This is a genomic window from Micromonospora sp. BS32 (assembly GCF_059089345.1).
The window spans coordinates 130,767-157,316 of the sequence record NZ_JBSSHR010000001.1; the positions used below are offsets into that span (position 1 = coordinate 130,767).

23 protein-coding genes are annotated in these 26,550 nt (G+C 73.8%); 13 read left to right on the top strand and 10 right to left on the bottom strand.

The features are described from left to right. The first annotated feature begins 31 nt into the window (after positions 1-31). Complete coding sequence (locus AC5RWQ_RS00590; RefSeq protein WP_494281132.1) at positions 32-2,917, top strand: vitamin B12-dependent ribonucleotide reductase; 2,886 nt, start codon at positions 32-34, stop codon at positions 2,915-2,917. A 93-nt stretch (positions 2,918-3,010) separates the two neighbouring features. Next, positions 3,011-3,946, top strand: a complete 936-nt coding sequence (locus AC5RWQ_RS00595; RefSeq protein WP_494280780.1) for a DUF2332 domain-containing protein — start codon at positions 3,011-3,013, stop codon at positions 3,944-3,946. Between the two features lie 223 nt (positions 3,947-4,169). Here AC5RWQ_RS00595 and AC5RWQ_RS00600 read toward each other — a convergent pair whose 3' ends face one another. Then, positions 4,170-5,174 (bottom strand): class I SAM-dependent methyltransferase, encoded by a 1,005-nt coding sequence (locus AC5RWQ_RS00600; protein WP_494280781.1) that lies wholly within the window; start codon positions 5,172-5,174, stop codon positions 4,170-4,172. Between the two features lie 65 nt (positions 5,175-5,239). Here AC5RWQ_RS00600 and AC5RWQ_RS00605 point away from each other — a divergent pair, with 65 nt between their 5' ends. Beyond that, the gene (locus AC5RWQ_RS00605) at positions 5,240-5,482 is read left to right on the top strand and encodes a DUF5522 domain-containing protein (protein ID WP_494280782.1); all 243 of its coding nucleotides are present in this window, start codon (positions 5,240-5,242) and stop codon (positions 5,480-5,482) included. 16 nt (positions 5,483-5,498) lie between these two features. Here the strand turns inward: AC5RWQ_RS00605 and AC5RWQ_RS00610 are convergent, their stop codons facing one another. Next, on the bottom strand, positions 5,499-6,068 hold the full coding sequence (locus AC5RWQ_RS00610; protein ID WP_494281133.1) for a TetR/AcrR family transcriptional regulator: 570 nt from the start codon (positions 6,066-6,068) through the stop codon (positions 5,499-5,501). A 172-nt stretch (positions 6,069-6,240) separates the two neighbouring features. Between AC5RWQ_RS00610 and AC5RWQ_RS00615 the strand changes: the two genes are divergently transcribed. The 3 genes from AC5RWQ_RS00615 to AC5RWQ_RS00625 all read left to right on the top strand — a co-directional run bounded on the left by AC5RWQ_RS00615 (position 6,241) and on the right by AC5RWQ_RS00625 (position 9,235). Continuing rightward, entirely contained in the window at positions 6,241-7,260 is a 1,020-nt protein-coding gene (locus AC5RWQ_RS00615; RefSeq protein WP_494280783.1) for an aldo/keto reductase, read from the top strand. A gap of 67 nt (positions 7,261-7,327) precedes the next feature. Further along, positions 7,328-8,590, top strand: a complete 1,263-nt coding sequence (locus AC5RWQ_RS00620; RefSeq protein WP_494280784.1) for an MFS transporter — start codon at positions 7,328-7,330, stop codon at positions 8,588-8,590. 93 nt (positions 8,591-8,683) lie between these two features. After that, positions 8,684-9,235: a hypothetical protein gene (locus AC5RWQ_RS00625; protein ID WP_494280785.1), complete on the top strand. Its 552-nt coding sequence runs from the start codon at positions 8,684-8,686 to the stop codon at positions 9,233-9,235. Between the two features lie 39 nt (positions 9,236-9,274). On the opposite strand, the gene AC5RWQ_RS00630 is transcribed toward AC5RWQ_RS00625, so the two are convergent. Next, on the bottom strand, positions 9,275-9,961 hold the full coding sequence (locus AC5RWQ_RS00630; protein ID WP_334493427.1) for an iron-dependent transcriptional repressor DtxR: 687 nt from the start codon (positions 9,959-9,961) through the stop codon (positions 9,275-9,277). A 98-nt stretch (positions 9,962-10,059) separates the two neighbouring features. Between AC5RWQ_RS00630 and AC5RWQ_RS00635 the strand changes: the two genes are divergently transcribed. From AC5RWQ_RS00635 to AC5RWQ_RS00645, 3 genes are read left to right on the top strand one after another with little or no spacing between them, the layout of a single operon-like run. After that, positions 10,060-10,917, top strand: a complete 858-nt coding sequence (locus tag AC5RWQ_RS00635) for a sulfurtransferase (RefSeq protein ID WP_494280786.1) — start codon at positions 10,060-10,062, stop codon at positions 10,915-10,917. Between the two features lie 48 nt (positions 10,918-10,965). After that, complete coding sequence (locus AC5RWQ_RS00640) at positions 10,966-12,147, top strand: acetoin utilization protein AcuC (protein ID WP_494280787.1); 1,182 nt, start codon at positions 10,966-10,968, stop codon at positions 12,145-12,147. A 28-nt stretch (positions 12,148-12,175) separates the two neighbouring features. Next, positions 12,176-14,731: a bifunctional acetate--CoA ligase family protein/GNAT family N-acetyltransferase gene (locus tag AC5RWQ_RS00645; RefSeq protein WP_494280788.1), complete on the top strand. Its 2,556-nt coding sequence runs from the start codon at positions 12,176-12,178 to the stop codon at positions 14,729-14,731. Between the two features lie 7 nt (positions 14,732-14,738). On the opposite strand, the gene AC5RWQ_RS00650 is transcribed toward AC5RWQ_RS00645, so the two are convergent. After that, positions 14,739-15,146: a VOC family protein gene (locus AC5RWQ_RS00650; protein ID WP_494280789.1), complete on the bottom strand. Its 408-nt coding sequence runs from the start codon at positions 15,144-15,146 to the stop codon at positions 14,739-14,741. 89 nt (positions 15,147-15,235) lie between these two features. After that, positions 15,236-16,252 (bottom strand): RNA polymerase sigma factor SigB, encoded by a 1,017-nt coding sequence (gene sigB / locus AC5RWQ_RS00655; protein ID WP_494280790.1) that lies wholly within the window; start codon positions 16,250-16,252, stop codon positions 15,236-15,238. A gap of 213 nt (positions 16,253-16,465) precedes the next feature. On the opposite strand from sigB, the gene AC5RWQ_RS00660 reads away from it, so the two are divergent. Beyond that, positions 16,466-17,254, top strand: a complete 789-nt coding sequence (locus AC5RWQ_RS00660; RefSeq protein WP_494281134.1) for a sporulation protein — start codon at positions 16,466-16,468, stop codon at positions 17,252-17,254. Between the two features lie 87 nt (positions 17,255-17,341). Here the strand turns inward: AC5RWQ_RS00660 and dtd are convergent, their stop codons facing one another. Both dtd and AC5RWQ_RS00670 read right to left on the bottom strand, forming a co-directional pair. Continuing rightward, positions 17,342-17,764, bottom strand: coding sequence for a D-aminoacyl-tRNA deacylase (dtd, locus tag AC5RWQ_RS00665; protein WP_334493440.1), 423 nt, complete (start codon positions 17,762-17,764; stop codon positions 17,342-17,344). A 103-nt stretch (positions 17,765-17,867) separates the two neighbouring features. Further along, entirely contained in the window at positions 17,868-19,337 is a 1,470-nt protein-coding gene (locus AC5RWQ_RS00670) for a DUF7782 domain-containing protein (RefSeq protein ID WP_494281135.1), read from the bottom strand. 198 nt (positions 19,338-19,535) lie between these two features. On the opposite strand from AC5RWQ_RS00670, the gene AC5RWQ_RS00675 reads away from it, so the two are divergent. Further along, positions 19,536-20,756: a S8 family peptidase gene (locus AC5RWQ_RS00675; protein WP_494280791.1), complete on the top strand. Its 1,221-nt coding sequence runs from the start codon at positions 19,536-19,538 to the stop codon at positions 20,754-20,756. A gap of 74 nt (positions 20,757-20,830) precedes the next feature. Here AC5RWQ_RS00675 and AC5RWQ_RS00680 read toward each other — a convergent pair whose 3' ends face one another. The 3 genes from AC5RWQ_RS00680 to AC5RWQ_RS00690 form a co-directional block, all read right to left on the bottom strand. Further along, a complete protein-coding gene (locus AC5RWQ_RS00680) occupies positions 20,831-21,919 on the bottom strand; it encodes an ABC transporter ATP-binding protein (RefSeq protein WP_494280792.1) in 1,089 nt (362 codons plus the stop codon). After that, on the bottom strand, positions 21,916-23,448 hold the full coding sequence (locus AC5RWQ_RS00685) for an ABC transporter permease (protein ID WP_494281136.1): 1,533 nt from the start codon (positions 23,446-23,448) through the stop codon (positions 21,916-21,918). Before AC5RWQ_RS00685 ends, AC5RWQ_RS00680 begins: the two co-directional genes overlap by 4 nt. Before the next feature lie 71 nt (positions 23,449-23,519). Continuing rightward, the gene (locus tag AC5RWQ_RS00690; RefSeq protein WP_494280793.1) at positions 23,520-24,578 is read right to left on the bottom strand and encodes an iron ABC transporter substrate-binding protein; all 1,059 of its coding nucleotides are present in this window, start codon (positions 24,576-24,578) and stop codon (positions 23,520-23,522) included. Positions 24,579-24,716: 138 nt separating this feature from the next. Here AC5RWQ_RS00690 and AC5RWQ_RS00695 point away from each other — a divergent pair, with 138 nt between their 5' ends. Both AC5RWQ_RS00695 and AC5RWQ_RS00700 read left to right on the top strand, forming a co-directional pair. Then, positions 24,717-25,292: an HhH-GPD-type base excision DNA repair protein gene (locus AC5RWQ_RS00695; protein ID WP_494280794.1), complete on the top strand. Its 576-nt coding sequence runs from the start codon at positions 24,717-24,719 to the stop codon at positions 25,290-25,292. Positions 25,293-25,347: 55 nt separating this feature from the next. Then, positions 25,348-26,550 (top strand): low temperature requirement protein A, encoded by a 1,203-nt coding sequence (locus AC5RWQ_RS00700; protein ID WP_494280795.1) that lies wholly within the window; start codon positions 25,348-25,350, stop codon positions 26,548-26,550.

A 26,550-nucleotide genomic window follows, 5' to 3' on the forward strand; every position in this document is an offset into this window, starting at 1 on the left:
GGGTGACCGCGCAGACGAGGGGGCGGATGAGATGGCGGGGGACGGCGTGACAACCAGTCGGTCGCGGACCAAGGCCGGCGCGGGTTCGGCACTGAAGGTCCAGCGGGTCTGGACGACCGAGGGCGTGCACCCCTACGACGAGGTGGCGTGGGAGCGCCGCGACGTCGTGATGACGAACTGGCGGGACGGCTCGATCAACTTCGAGCAGCGCGGGGTGGAGTTCCCCGAGTCCTGGAGCGTCAACGCGGCCAACATCGTGACCACCAAGTACTTCCGGGGCGCGGTGGGGACCCCGGAGCGGGAGTGGTCGCTCAAGCAGCTGATCGACCGGGTGGTCACCACCTACCGCAAGGCCGGCGAGGAGAACGGTTACTTCGCCAATCCGGCGGACGCCGAGATCTTCGCGCACGAGCTGACCTGGATGCTGCTGCACCAGGTGTTCAGCTTCAACTCGCCGGTCTGGTTCAACGTCGGCACGCCGTCGCCGCAGCAGGTCAGCGCCTGCTTCATCCTCGCGGTCGACGACTCGATGGACTCCATCCTGGACTGGTACAAGGAGGAGGGGCTGATCTTCAAGGGCGGCTCCGGCTCCGGCGTCAACCTGTCCCGGATCCGCTCCTCCCGCGAGCTGCTCTCCTCCGGCGGCAACGCCTCCGGCCCGGTCAGCTTCATGCGCGGCGCGGACGCCTCCGCCGGCACCATCAAGTCCGGCGGCGCCACCCGGCGCGCGGCCAAGATGGTCATCCTCGACGTGGACCACCCGGACATCCAGGAGTTCGTGGTCACCAAGGCGCGCGAGGAGGACAAGATCCGCGCGCTGCGGGACGCCGGCTTCGACATGGACCTGGGCGGCGCCGACATCGTCAGTGTGCAGTACCAGAACGCCAACAACTCGGTCCGGGTCTCCGACGAGTTCATGACGGCGGTGGAGAACGACGGCGGTTTCGACCTGCGCGGCCGGCTCGACGGGGCGACCATTGAGACGATCAACGCGAAGAAGCTGTTCCGCAGCATCTCCCAGGCCGCCTGGGAGTGCGCCGACCCCGGCCTGCAGTACGACGACACCATCAACGACTGGCACACCTGCCCGGAGACCGGGCGGATCACCGCATCGAACCCGTGCTCGGAGTACCTGCACCTGGACAACTCCTCGTGCAACCTGGCCTCGCTGAACCTGATGAAGTTCCTCCGCGCCGACGGTGGCTTCGAGGTGGAGAAGTTCGTCCGGTCGGTCGAGCTGGTCATCACCGCGATGGACATCTCGATCTGCTTCGCCGACTTCCCGACCGAGAAGATCGGCGAGACCACCCGCGCCTACCGGCAGCTCGGCATCGGCTACGCCAACCTCGGTGCGCTGCTGATGGCGTCGGGCCTGCCGTACGACTCGGAGCAGGGCCGCTCGGTGGCCGCGGCGATCACCTCGCTGATGACCGGCACCGCGTACCGCCGCTCGGCCGAGCTGGCCGGCGTCGTCGGCCCGTACGAGGGCTACGCCCGCAACGCGGAGCCGCACAAGCGGGTCATGCGCAAGCACGCAGCCGCCAACGACGCCATCAAGCCGGCCGGCACCGTCGCCACCGCCATCCAGCGGGAGGCCACCAAGCAGTGGACCGAGGGCAACAAGGTCGGTGACAAGTTCGGCTGGCGCAACTCGCAGGCCAGCGTGCTCGCGCCGACCGGCACCATCGGCTTCATGATGGACTGCGACACCACCGGCGTGGAGCCGGACCTGGCGCTGGTCAAGTTCAAGAAGCTGGTCGGTGGCGGCTCGATGCAGATCGTCAACCAGACCGTTCCGCGCGCCCTGCGCAGCCTCGGCTACCCCGAGGAGCAGGTCGAGGCGATCGTCGAGCACATCGCCGACCACGGCCACGTGGTGGACGCCCCCGGCCTGAAGCCGGAGCACTACCCGGTCTTCGACTGCGCGATGGGCGAGCGGTCCATCGCCCCGATGGGGCACGTGCGGATGATGGCGGCCGTCCAGCCGTTCGTCTCCGGCGCCATCTCCAAGACGGTCAACATGCCGGAGCAGGCGACCGTCGAGGACGTCGAGAAGATCTACTTCGAGGGCTGGAAGCTCGGCCTCAAGGCGCTGGCGATCTACCGGGACAACTGCAAGGTCGGCCAGCCGCTCTCGGTGGCCAAGTCCAACAAGGCCACCGAGCCGGCGGTCGTCGAGGCCGCCCCGGTGGTGGAGAAGGTCGTCGAGTACCGGCCGGTGCGCAAGCGCCTGCCGAAGAAGCGCCCGTCGGAGACGGTCAGCTTCTCGGTCGGCGGCGCCGAGGGCTACCTCACCGCGTCGTCCTACCCGGACGACGGTCTCGGCGAGGTCTTCCTCAAGATGTCCAAGCAGGGCTCGACCCTGGCCGGCGTGATGGACGCCTTCTCGGTGGCCATCTCCATCGGCCTGCAGTACGGCGTCCCGCTGGAGACGTTCGTCAGCAAGTTCACCAACATGCGCTTCGAGCCGGCCGGCATGACCGACGACCCGGACGTGCGGATGGCGGCCTCGGTGATGGACTACATCTTCCGTCGCCTGGCGCTGGACTTCCTGCCCTACGAGCGCCGCGCCGAGCTGGGCATCTTCACCGCCAAGGAGCGGGCCGCCCAGCTGCGGGCCGAGGCCGAGGCGGAGAGCGCGTCGGTCAGCGGCGCGGAGCTGACCGCGATGGCCTCCTCCGCTCCGCTGGAGTCGCCGGAGACGAAGACCGGCCCGGTCGCCCAGCCGGCCCAGGAGATGGTCGACGTGGCCGCCGCCAAGCCGGCGCCTTTGGTGGGTTCCTCCACCGAGCTGCTGGAGGCCGTGATCGGCAAGGCCGCCGACGCGCCGCTCTGCTTCACCTGCGGCACCAAGATGCGGCCGGCCGGTAGCTGCTACGTCTGCGAGGGCTGCGGCTCCACCAGCGGCTGCAGCTGACGTACGACCGCTGATCGGGCCCCGGGCGTGTGCGCACGCCCGGGGCCCGGTCGCGGGCACCCTTCGTGCTTCCCGGACTGCGATCATCGGGGCGTGACGACCGCCGGAAGATACGCCCAGTTCGCCGCCCGGGAGGCGCGTGGCGTGTCGCCCACGTACGAGCGGCTCGCCCTCGCGGTCGCCCGCGACGAGGAACTCCTCGCGCTGCTCGGCACGCTCCCGCCGGCCAAGCGGCAGCCGCAACTGCTGTTCGCCGTCGTCCGGTGGCTCGGCGGCCCGGTCGGCGACCCGGCGGCGTTCCACGACTTCGCGGTGGCGCGCTGGCCGGTGATCCGGGCGGGGCTGCGGACCCGGGCCACCCAGACGAACGAGGCGGGGCGGTGTGCCGTACTCCTGCCGGTGCTCGCGGCGCTGCCGCAGCCGCTCGCGCTGCTGGAGGTCGGCGCCTCCGCCGGGCTCTGCCTCTACCCCGACCGGTACGCCTACCGGTACGGCGACCACCGGGTCGGGGCGGGCGAACCGGTCCTGGAGTGCGCGGTCACCGGGATCGCGCCGCCCGCCGGTCTACCCGAGGTGGTGTGGCGGGCCGGCCTGGACCTGAACCCCCTGGACGTGACCGACCCCGCCGACGTCGCCTGGCTCGAGGCGCTGATCTGGCCGGAGCACACGCACCGCCGCGTCCGTCTCCGGGCGGCGGCGCGGGTCGCGGCGGCCGACCCGCCGCTCCTCGTCCGCGGGGACCTGGTGGACGACCTGCCGGCGCTGGCCGCGCGGGCGCCGGCCGGGGCGACGCTGGTGGTGTTCCACAGCTCGGTGCTGTACCAGGTGCCGGCGGCGCGGCGGCAGGCGTTCGCCGCGGTGGTGCGCGAGCTGCCCGGGCACTGGATCGCCACCGAGGCGGCGGAGGTGCTGCCCCACGACGCGTTGCCGGAGCCACCGGGCGAGGCGTTGCACAACGTCCTCGCGCTGGACGGACGGCCGCTCGCCTGGACCCGGTCGCACGGCCAGGCGATGATCTGGTTCGGCTGACCAGCACGGCGACGCGGGCGTCGGCGCGCCGGGCTCGTGGGCGGCACGTCTTCGGTTCCGGCGTGCGGCCCGGACCCGGTTGCTGTCGCGAGCGATATGCCTCTGCGTCAAATTTATGACGCAGAGGCATATCGCTCTCCGCGAAGAGCGGCAGGGCGGAGGTTACGGAGGGTCAACTGACCTGACCCGGGTCCGCTCCGAGACCGATTGCCCGGTTGCCGACTCAGCCGTTCAACCAGGCCGTGCTGCCACGGCGTGGGTCGGCCGCCGCGCTCGACCCGTCCACCCGGAAGCCCAGCCGGCGCAGGTGCTCCGCCGCGGACAGGTCGGTGCCGCCGGCCGCCTGGTAGTGGCTGACCAGCACCCGCCCGCCCGGTGCGACCAGCTCGGCGAGCGCGTGCCGGACCAGGTCGCCGCGCCGGGTCGGCGGCACCAGGTCGAGCAGGGCGTGCACGTAGGTGAAGCGATGCCCGTCCGCCGGCCGCCAGTCGATGGCGTTGCCGACCTCGATCCGGTCGGCCCAGCGCGGCAGCCGGCTCCGCGCCAGCGCGACCAGGCCAGGCGCCAGGTCCACTCCGTACGGCTCAAGCCGGTGGCCACGCTCCGCCGCCCAGGCCACCACCGACTCCATCAGCAGCCCGTTGGCGCAGCCCAGGTCGAGGAAGGTGCCGTCGCCGCGTACCCCGTCCACGATCATCCCGCGCAGCGCCCGCCACTCGGCGGCGTCCCCGCCGAAGCCCGACCCGGCCTGCGGGGTCTTTCCGCGCAGATAGGCGGGCTCCAGCAGGCGGACCGCGTCGGCGTACCAGCCGGTGTCGTCCTGGCCGTGCAATGACCGGGCGCCGTCGCGCACCGCGCGGGCCTGATCGGGGCGACCGGCGACGTCCAGCCGGTCGGCGAGGACGTCGGCGGGGCAGGTGAGCAGGTCCACCCGCGCGTGCGGCCGGCGTCCCGTGTACCGGTCGCCGGCCAGCCAGACGTACAGGTGGTCGTCGTCGACCGCGAAGGGGTGGACCCGCTGGGCCTTGAACCCGGCCGTCTCGAGGGGGATCCGCAGCGCAGCGTCGAGCAGCCAGTGTTCGCCGGGCCGCACCGGCCCGCCGGGCAGTCGGGGGTCACCCCGCTCGTCGGGTACGGCCGCGCAGGGGCCGTCGGGCAGGAACGGGACGAGGGTGAGTCGGCGTACGGCGTCGGCGGGCGGGTCGGTCTCGCGCAGTCGGTAGGCCATCCCGCCAGCCTCACCGCAGCCACCGGCACCCGCCAGCGAGTTTCCACCTCCGTAGACTCGCCGCGATGAGTGGGGAGCGACTTCCGCTGGCGGACCGGCCGTTGACCGAGCCGCATCCCGCCCGATTGCCCCTCGACCACCCCGAGCGGGCGCGGATCCTCGCCGCGCACACCGCCGCGCTGGCCGCCGGGGAGGCCGGCTACCTCGACCCGGTCAGCGGGCTCTTCGTGCTCAGCGCCGGCTTCCTGGCCCGCCGGGGCACCTGCTGCGGTCGCGGCTGCCGGCACTGCCCCTACGTCGACGACTGATACGAGGTAGCCGGGGTCAGCGCGGTGGGCGTAGTCCGGCGATGAGGAGCTCGACCAGTCGACGCGCGTCGTAGCGGGGGTCGCTGTCCGCGCCTATGCACAGGTTCCCGACCCCGCGCATGAGCTCGTAGGCCTCCACGTCGGCGCGGATCTCGCCCGAAGCGGCCGCGGCGTCGAGCAGTTGGGTGCACACGGGCACGAGCCGATCGAGGAAGTAGGCGTGCAGGGTCTCGAACTGGGCATCGTCTGACCGCAGCGCGGCGGCCAGTCCGTGTTTGGTCACGAGGAAATCGACGAACCGGTCGATCCATCGAGAGAGTGCGGCGTACGGGGTGGTCGCGCTGTCGAGGCAGGTCGCGCCGGCCTCGGCGCACGCCTCGACCTGGTGTCGGTAGACGGCGACCACCAGATCCGCTCGGGTCGGGAAGTGGCGGTAGACCGTGCCCACCCCGACGCCCGCCCGGGCGGCGATGTCGCGCACCGGCGCCTCGATGCCCGAGGTGACGAAGACTGCTGCGGCGGCGTCGAGCAGAGCGCTCTCGTTGCGTCGGGCGTCGGCCCGCCTACGGGGGGCCTGCCCTGCCATGTCCGTCACTCCGCCGCCTCCTTTGCTGCTTCCTCATCATCCGCCTTGTTAAACGGAACGCCGTTCCGTATGGTTAACGGAACACGGTTCCGTCTGCCCATGATGGCACGGGAACGAGGGATCACCCAGCCAGGGCCGCAGTCACGTGCGGCCACCAGAAAGGAACGCGCTCATGCAGTACCGCACCTTGGGCCGCACCGGTGTGCAGGTCAGCACTCTCGCGCTCGGCACGATGAACTTCGGCAAGATCGGGAACACCACCCAGGACGAGGCCACCGCCATCGTCGACGCCGCTCTCGAAGCGGGGATCAACCTGATCGACACCGCCGACGCGTACGGCAACGGCCAGTCCGAAGAGATGGTCGGCAAGGCCATCGCCGGACGACGCGACGACATCGTGCTGGCGACCAAGGCGTACCTGCCGATGGGCGACGACCGCAACCAGCGGGGCAGCTCGCGCCGCTGGCTGGTCAGCGCGCTGGACGACAGCCTGCGCCGGCTCGACGTCAACCACGTCGATCTCTACCAGGTCCATCGGTGGGACCCGACCACCAGCGACGAGGAGACCCTGTCGGCGCTGACCGACCTGCAGCGGGCCGGAAAGATCCGTTACTTCGGCACCTCGACCTTCCCGGCCTACCGCCTCGTCCAGGCCCAGTGGGCCGCCCGCGACAATCACCTGAGCCGGTACGTCACCGAGCAGCCCAGCTACTCCATCCTGCAGCGCGGGATCGAGGCTCACGTCCTCCCCGTGGCCGAGCAGTACGGGCTCGGGGTCCTGGTCTGGAGCCCCCTGGCCTCGGGCTGGCTGTCGGGCGCGGTCCGCGCGGGCCGGGAGGTCACGACGAACCGGTCCACGTTCATGCCGCAGCGCTTCGACACCGCCATCGCGTCCAACCGGGCGCGGCTGGACGCCGTCGAGCAGCTGGCCAAGGTCGCCGACCAGGCCGGTTTGACCATGATCCAGCTCTCGCTCGGGTTCGTCACCGCGCATCCCGCCGTGACCAGCGCGATCATCGGCCCACGAACGCTGGACCACCTGAGCTCCCAGGTCGCCGCCGCTGACACCGTGCTCTCCGCCGACGTGCTCGACGCGATCGACGCCATCGTCGCTCCCGGTGTCGACCTGGCCGCGCACGAGAAGAACGACACCCCGCCCGCCCTGCTCGACCCTGCCCTGCGGCGCCGCTGATGCCGCCCACGTCGACGACGCCCTAATCCGGATGCCGCCGGGAAGGCCGTACCCCTAGCGTGTGGCGGTGACCCGCCAGCTGGAGATGCCCGCCCGTACCGCGCCCGTGCCGCTGTGGCGCAGCCGGAACTTCGCGCTGCTCTGGGGCGGGCAGACGGTCAGCGAGCTGGGTACCCGGATCTCCGGGGTGGCGGTGCCGCTGCTCGCCGCGGACACGCTGCGCGCCGGCGTCTTCCAGGTCTCGATGCTGACCGTCCTGGCCTGGCTGCCGTACCTGCTCTTCTCGCTCCCGGCCGGCCTGCTCGCCGACCGGGTGGACCAGCGGCGGCTGATGGTCGGCTGTGACCTGGGTCGGGCGGCGCTGATGCTGTCGCTGCCGGTGGTCGCCCTGGTCGGCCGCCTCACCCTGCCCCTGCTGTACGTCGTCGTCGGGCTCTCCGGCGTGCTCACCGTGCTCTTCACCGTGGCGTACAAGAGCACCCTGCCGCGGCTCGTCCCGGCCGACCAGTTGGTCGCCGGCAATGCCCGGCTCACCGTCAGCCAGGATGCCGCCTCGCTGGTCGGGCCGAGCATCGGCGGTGCCCTGACCGGGCTGATCGGCGCGGCCCGGACGTTCCTCGGCACCGCGGCGGCCTTCCTGGTCAGCGCGGTGACGCTGCTGCTGATCCGGCCGCCGGCGCGGGACCGGTCGGCCACCGCCGGGCCGGTGCCGCTACGGGCCGCCCTCACCGAGGGGCTCGGCTTCGTCCGCCGCCAACCGATCCTGCTGAGCATCCTGGCCTGCACCAGCACGTCGAACTTCTTCGCGGTCGGCACCAGCTCGCTGGAGGTCAGCTTCCTGGTGCGGGAGCTGCACGCCGCTCCGGCGACCGTCGGGCTGGTGCTCTCCCTGAGCGCGACGGGTGGCCTGCTCACCGGCGTGTTCGCCGACCGGCTGTCCCGCCGGGTCGGCTCGGCCCGACTCATCTGGATGGCGATGGCCGTGCCGGGGCCGCTCTACCTGCTGGTCCCGCTGGCCCGTCCCGGTTGGGGTCTCACTCTCTACGTCGTCGGGCTGGCCGCGTTCTCGGCCAACGTGGTGCTCTACAACGTATCGATCTTGTCGTACCGGCAGCGGATCACCCCGCCGGAGCTGCTGGGCCGGGTCAACGCGGCGTTCCTCTGGGTCTGTTTCGGGGTGGTGCCGCTCGGCGCGCTCTTCGGCGGAACGCTCGGCGACCAGTGGGGGATGCGGCCGGCGCTGGTGGTGTGCGCCCTGGGCACCTGGAGCGCGTCGCTCTTCGTGGTCTGCTCTCCACTGCGGAGGATGCGCGACCTGCCGGCGGGCTGAGGCCCGACCGGGGGGTTCCGTCCGGCGGGGGCAGCCCGTACGGTGTCCGACGGACATCCGGCGGGCCTCCGCCGACGATCGCGGAGGTGCCACGTGTACGCGCGGATCTGGCTCGCCGCCACGGCCGTCCTGCTGACCACCGGTTGCGGGGCGGAGCAGGAAACACCGGTGGCGCTGCCCGAGGCGGCGCCGGTACGGGTGGCGGCGGTGGCGGCCTCGTCCGGCGGCGCCTGCAAGCTGCTGGACTTCACGGTCATCGCGAAGCACACCGGCGGCCGCTTCGACGTGGCGGCGGCCAGCGACCGGGGCGACACCCACACCTGCGTGGTCCGCTCCGCCTCCGCCACCTGGCCGGAGCTGACCCTGGCGGTCACCGACACCTCGATCGACGTGCCGACCTTCACCGCCGATGTCCGCCCCGACGGGGCGGCCACGGTGCCGAAGCTGGGTCAGGTCGCCTACCGCCGGACGCTGCCGAAGGCCGGGACGCACGGGCCGGTGGCCGAGGTGGGCTGGCTGGCCGCCGAGGACCGGCTGGCCACCCTGCGCTGGACGTTGCGCCCGACCGCCGCGAAGGCGGAGGCGGACGCGCAGGCCGGCAAGCTGGTCGTGCTGGCCCGGACGCTCAACACCCGGGCGATGTGAGCCGACGCCGGCGCGGGCCGGCGGAATCCGCCGCCCGGGTCAGTGGGCGGCGACGAATACCCGGGAGGCGACCTCGCGGGGGAGCCGGACCCGCTCGCCCGAGCGGTCGATGAACACCCCGTCGCGTTCCTGGGCCACGGTCACCGTGGCGCCCGGGTCGACCCCGGCGGCGTGCAGCTGGCGCAGCACGTCCGCGTCGGTCTGCACGCTCTCACAGATCCGCCGCACCACGACCTGGCCGGTGAGGCCGGGGAACGCCAGGTTGCGCTCGCCCTCGATGCTGTCGGCGGCCTCGGGCTCCGGCGAGCCCAGCTCCTCCAGCCCCGGGATCGGGTTCCCGTACGGCGAGCGGGTCGGCCGGTTGAGCAGGTCGTAGACCCGCTTCTCGACCGCGTCGCTCATCACGTGCTCCCAGCGGCAGGCCTCCTCGTGGGCCTCCTCGTAGGGCATCCCGATCACGTTGACCAGCAGCAGCTCGGCGAGGCGGTGCTTGCGCATCACCGACACCGCGCTGTTGCGGCCCAGCGCGGTCAGCGCCAGGTGCCGGTCGCCCTCGACGGTGAGCAGGCCGTCGCGCTCCATCCGGGCGACGGTCTGGCTGACGGTGGGCCCGCTCTGCCGCAGCCGCTCGGCGATCCGCGCGCGCAGCGGCGGCACACCCTCCTCCTCGAGCTCGAGGATGGTGCGCAGGTACATCTCGGTCGTGTCGACCAGGTCATGCTTCACGTCAGCGGCCTCCCGGGGGTCGATGCTACCCCTCGCCCCCGACGGTCGACCGACGGCGAACCGCGAGGTCGCTGCCCGGATGGTGTTGACTGGGCACCATGTCCGGTACCGAGACGCCGCTGGTCGAGGCCGACCAGCTCGCCGCCGCGCTGGCCCAGCCCGACCCGCCGACCCTGCTCGACGTGCGCTGGCGGCTGACCGGCCCGCCCGGCCGGGACGACTACGCGGCCGGCCACCTGCCCGGCGCGGTCTTCATCGACCTGGACACCGCGCTCTGTGGCCCGCCGGGCGCCGCCGGCCGGCACCCGCTGCCCGACCCCGCCGCGCTCCGGGCGGCGCTGCGGGCCGCCGGCGTCCGCGCCGGTCACCCGGTGGTGGTGTACGACGGCGGTGACGGCATGGCCGCGGCCCGCGCCTGGTGGACCCTGCGCTGGGCCGGGCACCGGGAGGTGCGCCTGCTGCACGGCGGGTGGCCGGCCTGGGTGGCCGCCGGCCTGCCGACCTCCACCGACGTGCCCACCCCGCCACCCGGGGACGTGACCGTCCGCCCCGGCGGCCTGCCGGTGCTGGACACCGCCACGGCGGCGGGACTCGCCGCCGCCGACGAAGGGGTCCTGCTCGACGTGCGGGCCGCCCCCCGCTACCGGGGCGAGACCGAGCCGATCGACCCGGTCGCCGGGCACGTTCCCGGCGCGGTCAACCTGCCCGCCCCGGCGTACGTCACCGAGGGGCGCTTCCCGGCCGCCGAGGCGCTGCGCGAGCGGTTCGCCCGGGCCGGGGTGACCGGCGGCGCTCCGGTCGGGGCGTACTGCGGCTCGGGGGTGACCGCCGCGCAGGCCGTGCTGGCGCTGCACCTGGCTGGCCGGCCGGACGCCGCGCTCTACGTCGGCTCCTGGAGCGAGTGGGTGGCCGACCCGGACCGCCCGGTGGCCACCGGGGAGGAACCGCCGCGCTGAGTCGCGCGTGCGGTGGGCGGCCGGCGGCGCGCGTGCGACGATGGCCCCATGTCGGACGACACGGTGGTGGTGTGGGACGAGTCCCTGCTCGCCTACGACATGGGGGAGCACCCCCTCGACCCGGTACGCGTCGAGCTGACCGTCGCACTGGCCCGCGAGCTGGGCGTCCTCGACCGCCCGGGGGTGCGCCTGGTCAAGCCGGAGCCGGCCGACGACGCGCTGTTGACCCTGGTGCACGACCCGGGCTACCTGGACGCGGTGCGCGCCGCCCCGGCCGACCCGCTCTTCGCCGGGTTCGGGCTGGGCACGTCGGACAACCCGGTCTTCGACGGGATGCACGAGTCCAGCGCGCTGATCGTCGGGGCCAGCGTGGCCGCCGCCGAGGCGGTCTGGCGGGGCGAGGCCCGGCGCGCGGTCAACGTGGCCGGCGGGCTGCACCACGCCATGCCGGCCCGGGCGGCCGGGTTCTGCGTCTACAACGACCCGGCGGTGGCCATCGCCCGCCTGCTCGACCTGGGCGCCGAGCGGATCGCCTACGTCGACGTGGACGTGCACCACGGCGACGGCGTGCAGGCGGCCTTCTGGACCGACCCGCGGGTGCTGACGATCAGCCTGCACGAGACCCCGCTCGCGCTCTTCCCCGGCACGGGTTTCCCCGACGAGACCGGTGGGCCGGGCGCCGAGGGGAGCGCGGTGAACGTGCCGCTGCCGCCCGGCACCGGCGACGCCGGCTGGCAGCGCGCCTTCCACGCGATCGTGCCCTCGGTGCTGCGGGCGTTCCGGCCGCAGATCCTCGTCACCCAGTGCGGCGCCGACGGGCACCGGGTCGACCCGCTGGCCGACCTGCACCTGTCCGTGGACGGGCAGCGCGCCACGTACCTCGCCCTGCGGGCGCTCGCCGACGAGCTCTGCGAGGGCCGCTGGGTGGCCACCGGCGGCGGCGGGTACGCCCTGGTGGAGGTGGTGCCGCGGGCCTGGGGCCACCTGCTCGCGGTGGCCACCGGCGACCCGCTCGACCCGGCCACCCTCACCCCGCCAGCCTGGCGGGAGCTGGCCCAGCGGCGGCTGCCCGGGCGGGAGGTCCCGCTGCGGATGACCGACGACGTCGACCCGACGTACCAGCCGTGGCAGCCCACCGGCGAGCCGAACTCGGTGGACCGGGCCATCGCCGCCGTCCGCAAGGCGGTCTTCCCGCTGCACGGGCTCGACCCGCACGATCCGCGCGACTGAGCCGGTGGCCGGGGGAGGGGACCGACCGGTGACCACAGTCGACCAACCGGTGGACGTGCTGCTCAGCGACGGCAGCGCCGTCCAGCTGCGACCGATCCGGCCGCAGGACGCGCCGGACATCGTGGCGATGCACTCGCGCTTCTCCGAGCGCACCCGCTACCTGCGCTACTTCTCCCCGTACCCGCGGATCCCGGACCGGGACCTGCAACGCTTCGTCAACGTCGACCACCGCGACCGGGAGGCGTTCGTGGTGCTCGCCGGTGACCGGATCGTCGCCGTCGGCCGGTACGAGCGGCTCGGCCCGGATTCCCCGGAGGCCGAGGTGGCCTTCGTGGTGGAGGACGACTACCAGGGCCGGGGGATCGGCTCGGTGCTGCTGGAACACCTGGCCGACGCGGCCCGGCGCTACGGCCTCGTGCACTTCGTCGCCGAGGTGCTGCCCAGCAACGGCGCGATGCTGCGGGTCTTCTCCGACTTCGGCTACCAGGTTCAGCGCCAGTACGCCGACGGCGTGGTGCACCTGAGCTTCCCGATCGCGCCGACCGAGGCCACGCTCGAGGTGCAGCGCGGCCGGGAGCACCGCACCGAGGCCCGCTCGATCACCCGGCTGCTCGCCCCGCGCGGCATCGCCGTCTACGGGGCCAGCGCCACCGGGCAGGGCGTCGGCGCGGCCGTGCTCGGGCACCTGCGCGACGGTGGCTACGCCGGCGCGATCGTCCCGGTGCATCCGAGCGCGGCGACCGTCGCCGGGCTGCCCGCGTACCCCTCGGCGGCCGATGCCGGCGCGGAGATCGACCTGGCGGTCGTCGCGGTGGCCCCCGACGCGGCGTCCGGGGTGGTCGCCGACGCGGCCGCCGCCGGCGCGCACGGCCTGGTGGTCATCTCCGCCGGCTTCGCCGAGGCCGGCGGCCAGGGCGCGGCCGCGCAGCGCGCGCTGGTCCGCGCGGCGCACGCGGCGGGCATGCGGGTCGTCGGCCCGAACTGCCTGGGGGTGGCGAACACCGACGAGAAGGTACGCCTCAACGCCACCCTCGCCCCGGTGCTGCCCGCCCCCGGCCGGGTCGGCCTGTTCAGCCAGTCCGGCGTGTTCGGGGTGGCGCTGCTGGCCGAGGCGTCCCGGCGCGGCCTGGGCCTGTCCAGCTTCGTCTCGGCCGGCAACCGGGCCGACGTCTCCGGCAACGACCTGCTCCAGTACTGGCAGGACGACCCCGGCACCGACGTCATCCTGCTCTATCTGGAGACCTTCGGTAACCCGCGCAAGTTCGCCCGGCTGGCCCGCCGGATCGGCCGGGACAAGCCGGTGGTGGCGCTCGCCTCGCTGGCCCGGCCGGCCGGCCTCGGCGACGGGCCGGCCCTGGACGAGGCCGCGGTCAGCGCGCTCTTCGCCCAGTCCGGGGTGATCCGGGTGGACACCGTCGCCGAGCTGCTCGACGTGGGTGTGCTCCTGGCCCACCAGCCGCTGCCCGCCGGGCCCCGGGTCGCCGTGGTGGGCAACTCCTCCGCGCTGACCGGCCTCGCCGCCACCGCCTGCGCCGCCCAGGGGCTCACCCCCGCCGAGGGGTACCCGCGCGACGTCGGTCCGCACGCCGGGGCAGCCGAGTTCGCCGCCGCCCTCGCCGAGGCGACGGCCGACGAGCGGGTGGACGCCCTCGTCGCGGTCTTCGCGCCGCCGCTGCCCGGGCAGGTCACCGTCGAGGAGGCGGACTTCACCGCCGCGCTGCCGGCCGCGCTGGCGGCCGGCAAGCCGACCGTGGCCACCTTCCTCGCCGGTCGGGTGCCGGCCGGGGTGCCGGCGTACCCGAGCGTGGAGGAGGCGGTCCGGGCGCTCGCCCGGGTCACCGGGTACGCCGCCTGGCTGCGCCGGGACCCGGGAACCCTGCCGGAGCTGCCCCGGGTGGACCGGCTGGCCGGGCAGGCCGCGCTCCGTGCCGACGCCTCCGACCCGTCCGGGCTGCTCGGCGCGTACGGGATCGACCTGGTGGAGTCCGCCCCGGCGGCCACCGTGGACGAGGCGCTCGCCGCCGCCGAGCGGCTCGGCTGGCCGGTGGCGCTCAAGGCGGCCGCCCCCGGCCTGCGGCACCGCCTCGACCTCGGCGCGGTACGCCTCGACCTCGCCGACCCGGCCGCGCTGCGCCGCGCGTACGCCGAGATGACGCCCGTCTTCGGCGCGGACGTCCTGGTCCAGCCGATGGTCCCGCCCGGGGTGGCCTGTGTGGTGGAGCTGATGGAGGATCCGGCGTTCGGGCCGGTGGTCGGGTTCGGCCTCGGCGGGGTCGCCACCGAGCTGCTCGGCGACCGGGCCTGGCGGGCGGTGCCGCTGACCGACCGGGACGCCGCTGAGCTGGTCGACGAGCCGCGTGCCGCGCCGCTGCTGCGCGGGCACCGGGGCGCCGCGCCGGTCGACCGGGCCGCCCTGGTAGACCTGCTGCTGCGGGTCGGCCGGCTCGCCGACGAGCAGCCCCGGGTCCGGTCGCTCACCCTCAACCCGGTGCTGGCCCGCCCGGACGGCATCTCCGTGCTGCACGCCGCCGTCGGGGTGGGCTCGGCCGGCGCCCGCCCGGACACCGGCCCCCGCCGGCTCTGACCGGCCGTCAGCCGCGGGCGGAGATCTGCTGGACGGCCCAGGCGTTGCCGTCCGGGTCGGCGAAGAAGACGAAGCCGACGTTGTCCAGCGGGTGCGGGACGGGCCGCGGGTTGGCCCCCACCACCTGGATCTCGCTCACCTCGACGCCGCGCTCCAGCAGCTCCGCCCGGGCCTTCTCCAGATCCGCCACGACCAGCTGTAGGCCCTTGAGCGAGCCGGGCGGCATGTCCGGTACGGCGCCCCGGCCGATCACGACCGAACACCCGGAGCCGGGCGGGGTGAGCTGCACGATCCGTACGCCGTCGCCGATGCGGGTGTCGTGGTCGACGTGGAAGCCGAGCCGGTCGGCGTAGAAGGCCTTGGCCCGATCCACGTCGGAGACCGGTACCACCACCACTTCCAGGGTCCAGTTCATACCCCCGACCCTGCTCCCTCCCGGCGCGGTGTCAAGGACGGCACGCGACAGGCCCCGGCGAACCGCCGGGGCCTGTCGGTCGTACCGGGTCAGCAGGCGTACGCCTCCAGGCGCTGGGCGCGCTCCGGGGCGCGCAGCTTCAGCAGCGTCACCTTCTCGATCTGCCGGATCCGCTCCCGGGACAGGCCGAACTCCTTGCCCACCTCGTCCAGGGTGCGCTGCCGGCCGTCGTCCAGGCCGAACCGCAGCCGGATCACCGCCTGCTCCCGCTGGGAGAGGGTGGCCAGCACGATCCGCACCTCGTTGCGCAGCTCGCCGTTGGCGGCCGCGTCGCCCGGCTCCTGGCGCGGGTCGACCGCGGCGACGAAGTCGCCGAGCGCGCTCTCGCCGTCCTCACCGACGGCCTGGTCCAGGCTGACCGGCTCCCGGTCGTACGAGATCAGCTCGATCACCTGGTACTCGGGGATCTCCAGCGCGGTGGCCACCTCGGCCAGCGCGGGCTCCCGGCCCAGGGTGACCGACAGCTCCCGGCGGACCCGGACCATCCGGTTGACCTGCTCGACCATGTGGACCGGGATGCGGATGGTGCGGGCCTGGTCGGCCATCGCCCGGGTGATCGCCTGCCGGATCCACCAGGTGGCGTAGGTGGAGAACTTGTAGCCCTTGGCGTAGTCGAACTTCTCGACCGCGCGGATCAGGCCGAGGTTGCCCTCCTGGATCAGGTCGAGGAAGGCCATCCCGCGCCCGGTGTAGCGCTTGGCGATGCTCACCACCAGCCGGAGGTTCGCCTCCAGCAGGTGGTCCTTGGCGGCGCGGCCCTGCGCCACGATCAACTCCAGGTCGGCTCGCAGGTCGGCGGAGACCGGGGTGCAGGTGGAGAGCTTCTCCTCGGCGAAGAGCCCCGCCTCGATCCGCTTCGCCAGCTCCACCTCCTGAGCGGCGGTCAGCAGCTTCGTCCGGCCGATCCCGTTGAGGTACGCCCGAACCAGGTCGGTGGAGATTCCGCGCTCGTCGGTGGCGTCCAGGTCGACCAGGGTGTCGGCGCCGGCTTCGGCGTCGATGGTGGCGGCCGGGCGCGTCTGGTTCTCGATCATCTGCAGGGCCATCTCTGTCTCTCCCCGTGTCCGCTTCTGTGCCGCGTACCGGCCCCAGTGGCGCCGGTGATGCACAGCTTTCCAACCGGGGCGTGAAACGGGAGTGAGGCGATCGGGGACCCGACAGCAATCCGAACGCGCGAACGTCCCGCGGTTGCTTGCCCGCCCCGGTTACCGTGCCAGCGGTCGGCCACCGGGGCCGGCGTCGAGGTGACGGAGGACGCGGTGGTCTTCAAGCGGCTGATGCAGGCGATGGGGGTCGGTGGACCGTCGGTGGAGACGGTGCTGACCAACCCGAACTGCCGTCCGGGCGGTCAGCTGGAGGGCCGGATCCAGGTGGCCGGCGGGGATCATGCCGTCGACGTGGCGTACGTGGCGCTGGGCCTGGTCACCCGGGTCGAGGTGGAGGGCGGCGACTCCGAGTACCAGAGCGACCAGGAGTTCGGCCGTCGGCAGGTGACCGGCGCGTTCCGGTTGGAGGCGGGGCAGCGCTACGACGTCCCGTTCCGCTTCGATGTGCCCTGGGAGACCCCGCTGACCGACCTGTACGGGCGGCACCTGCACGGCATGACCATGGGGCTGCGGACCGAGCTGGAGGTGGCCCGGGCGGTCGACTCCGGTGACCTGGACCCGGTGGCGGTGCACCCACTGCCGGCGCAGGAGCGGCTGCTGGAGGCGTTGCTGCGGCTGGGCTTCCGGTTCGCCCGCGCCGACGTCGAGCGGGGGCACATCTACGGGGTGCGGCAGAGCCTGCCGTTCTACCAGGAGATCGAGTTCCACCCCGCGCCGCAGTACGCCGGCGCGATGAACCAGCTGGAGGTCACCTTCGTGACCGACCCGCAGCAGGTGCAGGTGGTGCTGGAGGTGGACAAGCGCGGCGGCCTCTTCACCGAGGGGCGGGACGCCTTCGGCCGCTTCACCGTCGACCACGCCACCGCGGACCGCACCGACTGGGCCGCCCAGCTCGACGCCTGGCTCCGCCAGTCCCTGTCCCGCCGCGGCCTCTTCTCCTGACCCCCATCCCTGACCGCCTCGTTGATCATGAGGTTGACGGCGGACTCGATCTCGCGGGGTGCCGTCAGCCTCATGATCAACAAAAGGTCAGAGGTCCAGGAGGAGGGTGCGGGGGCCGACGTTGGTGCTCTCGACCAGCATGTGGGTGCGGAAGCGGCCGGTCTCGACCTTGGCGCCGCGGGCCCGAAGGGCTTCGACGACCTCGGTGACCAGCGGCTCGGCGACCTCGGCGGGGGCGGCGGCGGTCCAGCTGGGCCGGCGGCCCTTTCGCGCGTCCCCGTAGAGGGTGAACTGGCTGACCAGCAGGATCGGGGCGCCGGTCTCCGCGGCGGAGCGGTCGTCGTCCAGGATGCGCAGCTCGTGAACCTTGCGGGCCATGGTCTGCGCCACCTGCGGGGTGTCGGCGTGGGTGACGCCGAGCAGCACCAGCAGGCCGTCGGCGATCTCGCCGACCACCTCGCCGTCGACGGTGACGCTCGCCCGGCTCACCGTCTGCACCAGGGCCCGCATCAGCGCACCGCCCCGATGTCGTGCGGCCCGGCGGCCCGGAGCGCCGTGCGGGCGGGCCGGCCCGCCGGCGAGGTGGTGCCGGCCGGGGTCACGCAGCCGGGCGTCACGCCGTCACCGGCTCGATGATGCCGCGCTCCACCAGGTGCGCCACGATCGGAGCGGCCGCCTCGGCCAGCTCGTCCGGAGTCACGTCGTGCGCGGCGGCGAGCAGGGCGAGCTGGTCGCGCAGCGGCAGTCGGCCGTCGCAGCCGCCCACCAGCGCCAGCACCAGCGGGTCGATCTCCTCGCTCCAGCGCAGCCCGTGCGGGACCGCCAGGACCTGCCGGTCCACCGCCCAGCCTTCCTCGCCCATGGTGGCTTCCTGCCGCAGCTGGAGCCCCTCGGCGGCCCGGTAGCGCTCGGCGAGCAGCGCGTCGCTGTCGCGTACCCGGAGGAAGTCCTGGCGGTCGAACCAGGCGGCGATGTGGTCGCCCATCGGCGGCTCCACCCGCTGCCGCAGGTCCTCCACCCGGACCACCGGCTCGGCGTGGCCGGAGCGGCGCAGCGAGACGATGCCGAAGCCGATCGCCTCCACCTTGTGCGCGTCGAACCAGTCGAGCCAGGCGGCCATCCGGTGCGGGTCGGCCGCCTCACCGACGTCGGTGAGCCACAGGTTGACGTACGCCATCGGGTCGGCGACCTCGCGCTGGATCACCCAGGCGTCCAGCCCGGTGCCGGCGAACCAGCCGGCCACCCGCTCGCCCCAGTCCTCGCCGGCGACGTGCACCCAGTTCGCCAGGTACTGCATGGTGCCGCCCTCGGTGAGCAGGCCCGGCGCGGCGGCGGCCAGCTCCGCGCCGATCGCGTCGCCGACCCGGCCGGAGTCCCGGTAGACGTGCGTGGTGGTGCCCGGGCCGACCACGAACGGCGGGTTGCTCACCACCAGGTCGAAGCGGCGCCCGGCGACCGGCGCGACCATGTCGCCGCGCAGCAGCTCCCAGTCCTGGCCGTTGAGCGCGGCGGTGGTGGCGGCGAAGCGCAGCGCCCGCTCCGAGAGGTCGGTGGCGGTGACCTGGCGGGCGTGGGTGGCCAGGTGGAGGGCCTGGACGCCGGAGCCGGTGCCGAGGTCGAGCGCGGTCTCCACCGGCCGGCGGACGGTCGCCCCGATCAACGTCTGGGTGGCCCCGCCGATGCCGAGCACGTGCTCGCTGTGCAGCGGCCGGCCGGGTCGGGCGCTGGCCGGCACGTCGGCGAGCACCCACCAGTCGTCCCCGTACGGCTCCAGGTCGACCCCGGCCCGCAGCCCGTCGCCGTGCCGCTCGACCAGCCCGCCCGCGAGCGCCTCCTCGACGGTGAGCGGGGCGAGCGCGGCCGCGACGCTCTGCTCGGACTCGGTCTGGTCGCAGATGAACACCCGGATCAGCGTGCCGAGCGGGTCGCGGTCCTCGGTGGCGCGCAGCGCGGCGCGGAAGTCGTTGCGGGCGGCCCCGCCGGTCGCCTGCGGGCCGAGCCGGTCGGCGATGCCGTTCGAGGTGAAATTCGCCCGGGTCAGCGCGGTGCGCAGCGCCTCGACACCGGCGGGGGAGAGCAGCATGTCGTGTTCCACGTCGCCATCCTGCCTCGCGCGCGACCCGAACTGGTCGGCACCCGCCACATCCATAACCCGACCTGCATCAATCGATTGTTATCTCTTCAATGTTCTTCGATACGTCACTACGCTTTCCCCAACATCCGTCGATGGGCGTTCCGGCGGCCCCCCGCCCGCCCGAGCGCACCGGTAGGGAGACAGCCGATGTCAGCCGTGCCCGTTCCCCGGCGCCGCGTGATCCGCGCGGTCGCCGTCTCGGCCGCCGCGGCGGCCCTCGCGGTCGCCGCCGCCACCCCCGCCGTGGCCGCGCCGACCGGACAGATCCGCAACGCGAACACCCCCGGCGCGATCAGCGGCAGCTACCTGGTCGTGCTCTCCGGCGACGCCGTCGGCGCCGCCAACAGCCTGGCCGCCCGCAGCGCCGTGCCCGACCGGGCCGCCAGCCTGACCCGGCGGTACGGAGGCAGCGTCGCCGACGTCTGGAGTGCCGCGCTCACCGGCTTCAGCGCGAAGATGACCGCCGGTCAGGCCCGCCGGCTCGCCGCCGACCCCGCGGTCGCGTACGTCGAGCAGGACCGGGTGCTCACCGTCCAGGGCACCCAGTCGAACCCGCCCTCCTGGGGGCTGGACCGGATCGACCAGCGCAGCCTGCCGCTGAACTCCAGCTACACCTACCCGAACACCGCCTCGAACGTCCGGGCGTACATCATCGACACCGGCATCCGGACCACCCACGCCGACTTCGGCGGCCGGGCCAGCTGGGGCACCAACACGGTGGACACCAACAACACCGACTGCAACGGCCACGGCACCCACGTCGCCGGCACCGTCGGCGGCACCAGCTACGGGGTGGCCAAGCAGGTCCGGCTGATCGCGGTGAAGGTGCTCAACTGCTCCGGCAGCGGCAGCACCACCGGCGTGATCAGCGGCGTCAACTGGGTGACCGCCAACGCGGTCAAGCCGGCCGTGGCGAACATGAGCCTCGGCGGCGGCGCCAGCAGCTCCCTGGACAACGCGGTGGCCAACTCCATCAACTCGGGGGTCACGTACGCGGTGGCGGCCGGCAACTCCAGCGCCAACGCCTGCAACTACTCGCCGGCCCGGGTCGCCGCCGCGCTCACCGTGGGCGCCACCACCAGCAGCGACGCCCGCGCGTCGTACTCGAACTACGGCTCCTGCCTGGACATCTTCGCGCCGGGGTCGAGCATCACCTCGGCGTGGCGGAGCAGCGACACCGCCACGAACACGATCAGCGGCACCTCGATGGCCTCCCCGCACGTGGCCGGCGCGGCGGCGCTGGTCCTCTCCACGAACCCGTCGTACTCGCCGTCGCAGGTGGCGAGCTACCTGACCACCAACGCCACCACCGGCAAGGTGACCAGCCCGGGCAGCGGCTCGCCGAACCGGCTGCTCTTCGTCAGCTGACCTGACCCCGGACGGACGCGGCCCGGTGGACACCACCCCTGTCCACCGGGTCGCGCTCCGTCGTGGGCGGGCGGTCAGCCCACCGGGTGGACGGGACGCGGAGCCGGTCCGGCGACCGGGGCGGGTACCGGCTGCGCCGGCCAGGCCCGGGCCGCCCCCTCGACCCGGATCGCCACCTCGGCGCCGACCGGGACGGGTTCGTGCTCGTCCCAGACCCGGGCGGTGACCCGGGTGCCGTCGGCGAGCCGCAGGGCGACCAGCGCGTCGTGGCCGTGGAAGTCGTGCCGCAGCACCGTCGCGGTGACCGCGTCGACACCCCCGGCGGGTGCCAGGCGGAGCTGCTCGGGTCGGACCAGCACGGTCACCGGCCCGTCCGCGGGTGCGCCGGTGATCGGCAGGGCGCCCAGCGGGGTGCGCGCGACACCGGCGGAGGCCACCGCCGGCAGGAGCACCGCGTCGCCGACGAACCCGGCCACCCACTGGTCGGCCGGTTCCCGGTAGAGCGCCGTGGGGGAGGCGGCCTGCACCACCCGGCCGGAGCGCAGCACCACCACCCGGTCCGCCACCGACAGCGCCTCGCCCTGGTCGTGGGTGACCAGCACGGCGGTCGCCCCGTCGGCGCGCAGCGCCTCCCGGATGTCGTGCCGCAGGCCCGCGCGCAGCCCGGCGTCGAGCGCGCTGAACGGCTCGTCCAGCAGCACCAGCGAGGGGCGCGGGGCGAGCGCCCGGGCCACCGCGACCCGCTGCTGCTGGCCGCCGGAGAGCTGGTGCGGCATCCGCTCGCCGTACCCGGCCAGCCCGACCAGGGCCAGCACCTCGTCCACCCGGTCGCTGCGGCGGGCCGCCCGGTCCAGGCCGTACGAGATGTTCGCGGCGACGCTCAGGTGCGGGAAGAGCGCGCCCTCCTGCGGCACCACGGCGATCCGCCGCCGGTGCGCCGGCAGGTGGCGGCCGGTTCCGGCCACCTCGCGCCCGTCCACCCGGACCGCGCCGGCATCGAGCCGTTCGAAACCGGCGAGGCAGCGCAGCAGGGTGGTCTTGCCGCAGCCCGACGGGCCGAGCACGGCGGTCAGTCCGCCGGCCGGGACGGTCAGGTCCACCCCGTCCAGCGCGGTCACCGGGCCGTACCGCTTGACGACCCCGGTCAGCACGACCTCGCTCATCGGTCCTCCTTGTCGAGCAGGCCGCCGCGGGCGACCAGCCACCAGGTGGGCAGCGCGGAGATGACGACCAGCAGCGCCGCGTACGGGGCGGCGGCCGCGTACGCCCCGACCGACGTCGCCGTCCACAGTTCGGTGGCCAGCGTGTCGGTGCCGGTGGGGCGCAGCAGCAGGGTGGCCGGAAGTTCCTTCATGCCGGTGAGGAAGACCAGCGCCGCGCCGGCACCGATGCCCGGCAGAGTGAGCGGCAGGGTGACGGTGCGCAGCACCTCCAGCGGCCCGCGTCCCAGTGAGCGGGCCACCTCTTCGAGCCCGGGCGGGGCCTGGGCGGCGGCCCCGGCCACCGCTCCCACGGCCAGCGGCAGGAAGAGCGTGGCGTAGGCGAGCGCCAGCAGCCAGGTGCTCTGGTAGAGCGGGTACGCCACGGTGATCCCGAAGAAGATCAGCGAGAGCCCGATCACCACGCCGGGCAGCGCGTGCGCCAGGTAGGCGAGCCGGTCCAGCAGGGTGGCCAGCGGCCCCGGCGCGCGGGCGGTGAGCAGCCCCAGCGGCAGGGCCAGCAGCATGGTCAGGGCGGCGCCGGCCAGCGACAGCCAGAGCGAGTTGCCGGCGGCGGTGGCCACCTCGGCCAGCGCGCCGGGGCGGGACACCCCGTCGACCAGCCGGCGACCCAGGCTGACGGCGGGTACGCCGAGGGCCAGCGCGGCGACGCCGAGCAGGGCGGCCAGCGCCGGCCAGCGGGCCACGCCGAGCCGTACCCGGGCGGCGGGACGGCGGGCGCCGCCGAGCCGGGCGTACCGGGCGCCGCGCCGGCGGGTGGAGGTCTCGCCGGCCAGCAGCAGCACGGTGAGCACCACCAGCACGCTGGAGAGCACCAGGGCCCCGGTGCGGTCGAAGCCCAGGTCGAAGGCGACGAAGATGGCCCGGGTGAAGGTGTCGGCGCGCAGGATGGAGACGGCGCCGAAGTCGGCCAGCACGTAGAGCGCGACCAGCAGCGCCCCGGCGGCGGTGGCCGGGCGGATCTGGCGCAGCGTCACGTCGGTGAAGGTCCGCCAGCCACCCCGCCCCAACGAGCGGGAGACCTCCTCCTGCGCCGGGTCCGCGCCGCGCAGCGCGGCCGCGACCGGCAGGAAGACGTACGGGTACGAGCAGAGGGTGAGCACCAGGGCGGCCGGCCAGAACCCCTCCAGCCGGTCGACGGTGGACACCCAGGCGAACGCGGCGATGTAGGTCGGCACCGCCAGCGGCAGCGCGGCGAGCACCGCGAAGACCCGCCGGCCGGGCAGGTCGGTGCGGGTGACCAGCCACGCGGCGCCCACCCCGAGCAGCACGCAGGAGACGGTGACCACGGCGGCCAGCCCGAGGCTGCGGACGGCGAGCAGACCGACCCGCTCGGTCCACAGTTCCGCGGCGATCCGGTCGGCGCCCGCCTCGGCGGTGCGGACCGCGAGATAGACCAGCGGGATCAGGGCCACGGCGACCGCGACGGTCGAGGCTGCGAGCAGCGCCGGGCGCGGGGCCAGCCGGCGCACCGACCCGGGTACGCCGAAGCGGGCCGGCCCGCGGGGGGCCGACCCGACGTCGGGGGTGGTGGTCTTCATGCTCAGGGGACGAGCCCCGAGTCCTTGATCAGGGTGATCGTGGCGTCCAGGGTGTCCAGGTCGTTGAGGTCGATGTCCGGGGCGTCCAGCTCGGCCAGCGGCGGGACGCCGGCCGGGGCGGCGACCCCGGCCACCACTGGGTACTCGAAGGTCTGCTCGGCGAAGTACCGCTGCGACTCGGGGTTGAGCAGGAAGTCCACGAAGGCCTTCGTGTCCGGGTCCTCGGCGGAGCGCTTGAGCACCCCGACGCCCGCGACGTTGACCAGGGCACCGGTGTCGCCGCCGGGGAAGAAGTGCAGCTTGGCCTTGAGCCCGTCCGGGGTGGTGCCCTTCTCCTTGGCCACCTCGCCGAGGTAGTAGTGGTTCACCAGGCCGACCGGGATGGCGCCCCGGTCCACGTCCTCGACGATCCGGACGTTGTTGTCCCGGATCTGCGGCTCGTTCGCCTTGAGCCCGGCGAGGAAGTCCTTCGCCTTCTGCTCGCCGTGCTGCACCCGGACCGCCGTGACGAACGCCTGGAAGGAGGCGTTGGTCGGGGCGAGGCCGATCTTGCCCTTCCACTTCGGGTCGGTCAGGTCGAAGACCGACTTCGGCAGCTCGGCGGCGGGCACCACGTCGGCGTTGTAGGCGAGCACCCGGGAGCGGGCGCTGACGCCGACCCACTGGCCTTCGCCGGACCGGTACGCCTGCGGCACCTTGGCCAGGTCGGCGGCGGGCAGCGGGGCGAACATGTCGCGCTTGGCGACCGCGCCGAGGGCGCCGGCGTCCTGGGCGAAGAAGGTGTCGGCCGGCGACTTGTCGCCCTCCTCGACCAGCTGAGCGGCGAGCTGGGCGGTGGTGGCGTACCGGGCCTTGACGGTGATCCCGGTCTGCTGGGTGAACTTCTCCAGCAGCGGCTTGACCAGGGTCTCGTTCCGGCCGCTGTAGACGGTGATCGTCTTGTCGCCGGGCTTGCCCGGGTCCGCGGCGTCGTCCTCGCCGGCGCCGCAGGCGACCAGGCCGAGGGAGAGCAGGCCGGCGGCGGTGACGGCCGCGAGGGATCTGCGGGCGGGGACGGGCACGGCGGCGCTCCTTGTCGTCGGTCGACGGCCGTCCGTCGACGCGACAGAAGTTAGCACAGCCTAACCTCAGTGAACCTGTGGGGTTCCGGGCCGGAGAGTCGGCGCGGCCGGACGCGGGGCGCCGGGCAGGATGGGGCCATGACGCTGTCGCTGCCCATCGACCCCGAGGCCAACCGGCTGCTGGAGCGCAACCCCCTGGCGCTGCTCATCGGCATGGTGCTCGACCAGCAGATCCCGATGGAGAAGGCGTTCTCCTCGCCGTACGTGCTGACCCAGCGGCTGGGCCACGAGCCCGACGCCCGCGAGCTGGCCGGCTACGACCCGGAGACGCTGGTCGAGGTCTTCGCCCGCCCGCCGGCCCTGCACCGGTTCCCGAAGGCGATGGCCGGCCGGGTCCAGGAGGTCTGCCGGGCGCTGGTCGACCGGTACGACGGCGACGCCGCCGGCCTCTGGGCCGACGTGGCCGACGGCCGGGAGCTGCTGCGCCGCGTCGGTGACCTGCCCGGCTTCGGCCGACAGAAGGCGCAGATCTTCGTCGCCCTGCTCGGCAAGCGCTACGACGTGCGCCCGGACGGCTGGCGGGAGGCGGCCGGCGACTACGGCGACGCCGACGCGTACCGGTCGGTCGCCGACATCACCGACCCGGAGTCGCTGCGCCGGGTCCGCGAGGTCAAGCAGGCGGCGAAGGCGGCGGCCAAGGCGGCGAAAGCCTGACGCCAGCGCTCCCGGTAAGCGATCGTGAGGTCGTCAACGACGACGGCGGGCGGGGATGACAGACCAACCGGGGGAGCGGTTCCTCCGCGGCGAGGAGTCCTCGCCGCGGGCGACCTTTCTGGAGCTCTTCTTCGACGTCGCCTTCGTCTTCGCGCTGACCCGGGTGTCGAACCGGCTGGTCAACGACTTCACGGTGGAGCGGAGGCTCTTCCTGCCCGAGGCGGGGCAGACGCTGCTGCTCCTGCTCGCCCTCTGGTTCGTGTGGTCGCTGACCACGTGGACGACGAGCCGGTACGACCCCGACCAGCCGGCGCTCCAACTGGTGGTGGCCGGTTCGATGTTCGGCAGCATGGTGATGGCGGTGTCGCTGCCGGAGGCGTTCGACACCCGCGGTCTCTCCTTCGCGCTCGGCTACGTCGCCGTCCAGGTGGGCCGGCCGCTCGTCCTCACCGTGGTGATGCGGGGTCATCGGGAGCGGCACGTCGCGAGCCGGATCCTCGTCTGGGCAGCGGTGGCGGGAGTGCCGTGGATCGCCGGAGGCATCCTGCAGGACGACGCCCGCGGAGCGCTCTGGACCGTCGCGGTGATCATCGACTACGGCGCGGCGCGGCTGGGCTGGCCGCTGCCGGGACGCGGTCGTTCGCCCGCCTCCTCCTGGACCGTCACCGGTGAGCACCTGGCCGAGCGCTACCAGCAGTTCATCATCATCGCGCTGGGCGAGATGATCCTCGTCAGCGGATTTACCCTGAGCGGGAGCGAGTTCACCGGCGCGCGGTGGGTGGCCTTCGCCATCACGTTCGCCACCACGGCGCTGCTCTGGCGCATCTACTTCTACCGGGCCGGGACGGTGCTGGCGGAGGCGGTGGCCGCGTCGGCGTCGCCGAGCCGGCTCGCCTCGTCGGCGACGTACACCCACCTGGTCATGGTGGGCGGCATCGTGGCCTCCGCCGTCGGCTACGAGCTCGTCATCGCCCACCCGGAGGGGCACACCGATCCGGTCTGGCTCACCGTGATCGTCGGCGGCCCCGCGCTCTTCGTGCTCGGTCGCGCGCGTTTCGAGTACGAGGTGTTCGGTCGGGTGTCCCCGTCCCGGCTGGTGGGGCTGGTCGTGCTGGTGGCGATGGTGCCGCTGATGATGCGGCTGCCCCCGCTGGCGGTCGCCGCGGCCACCTCGACGGTGGTGGCCGGAATCGCGCTGGCCGACGCGCTGCGGGCGCGGGGCCGGCCGCCGGAGCGGCCCTCGCCGCCGCCGCTGTGA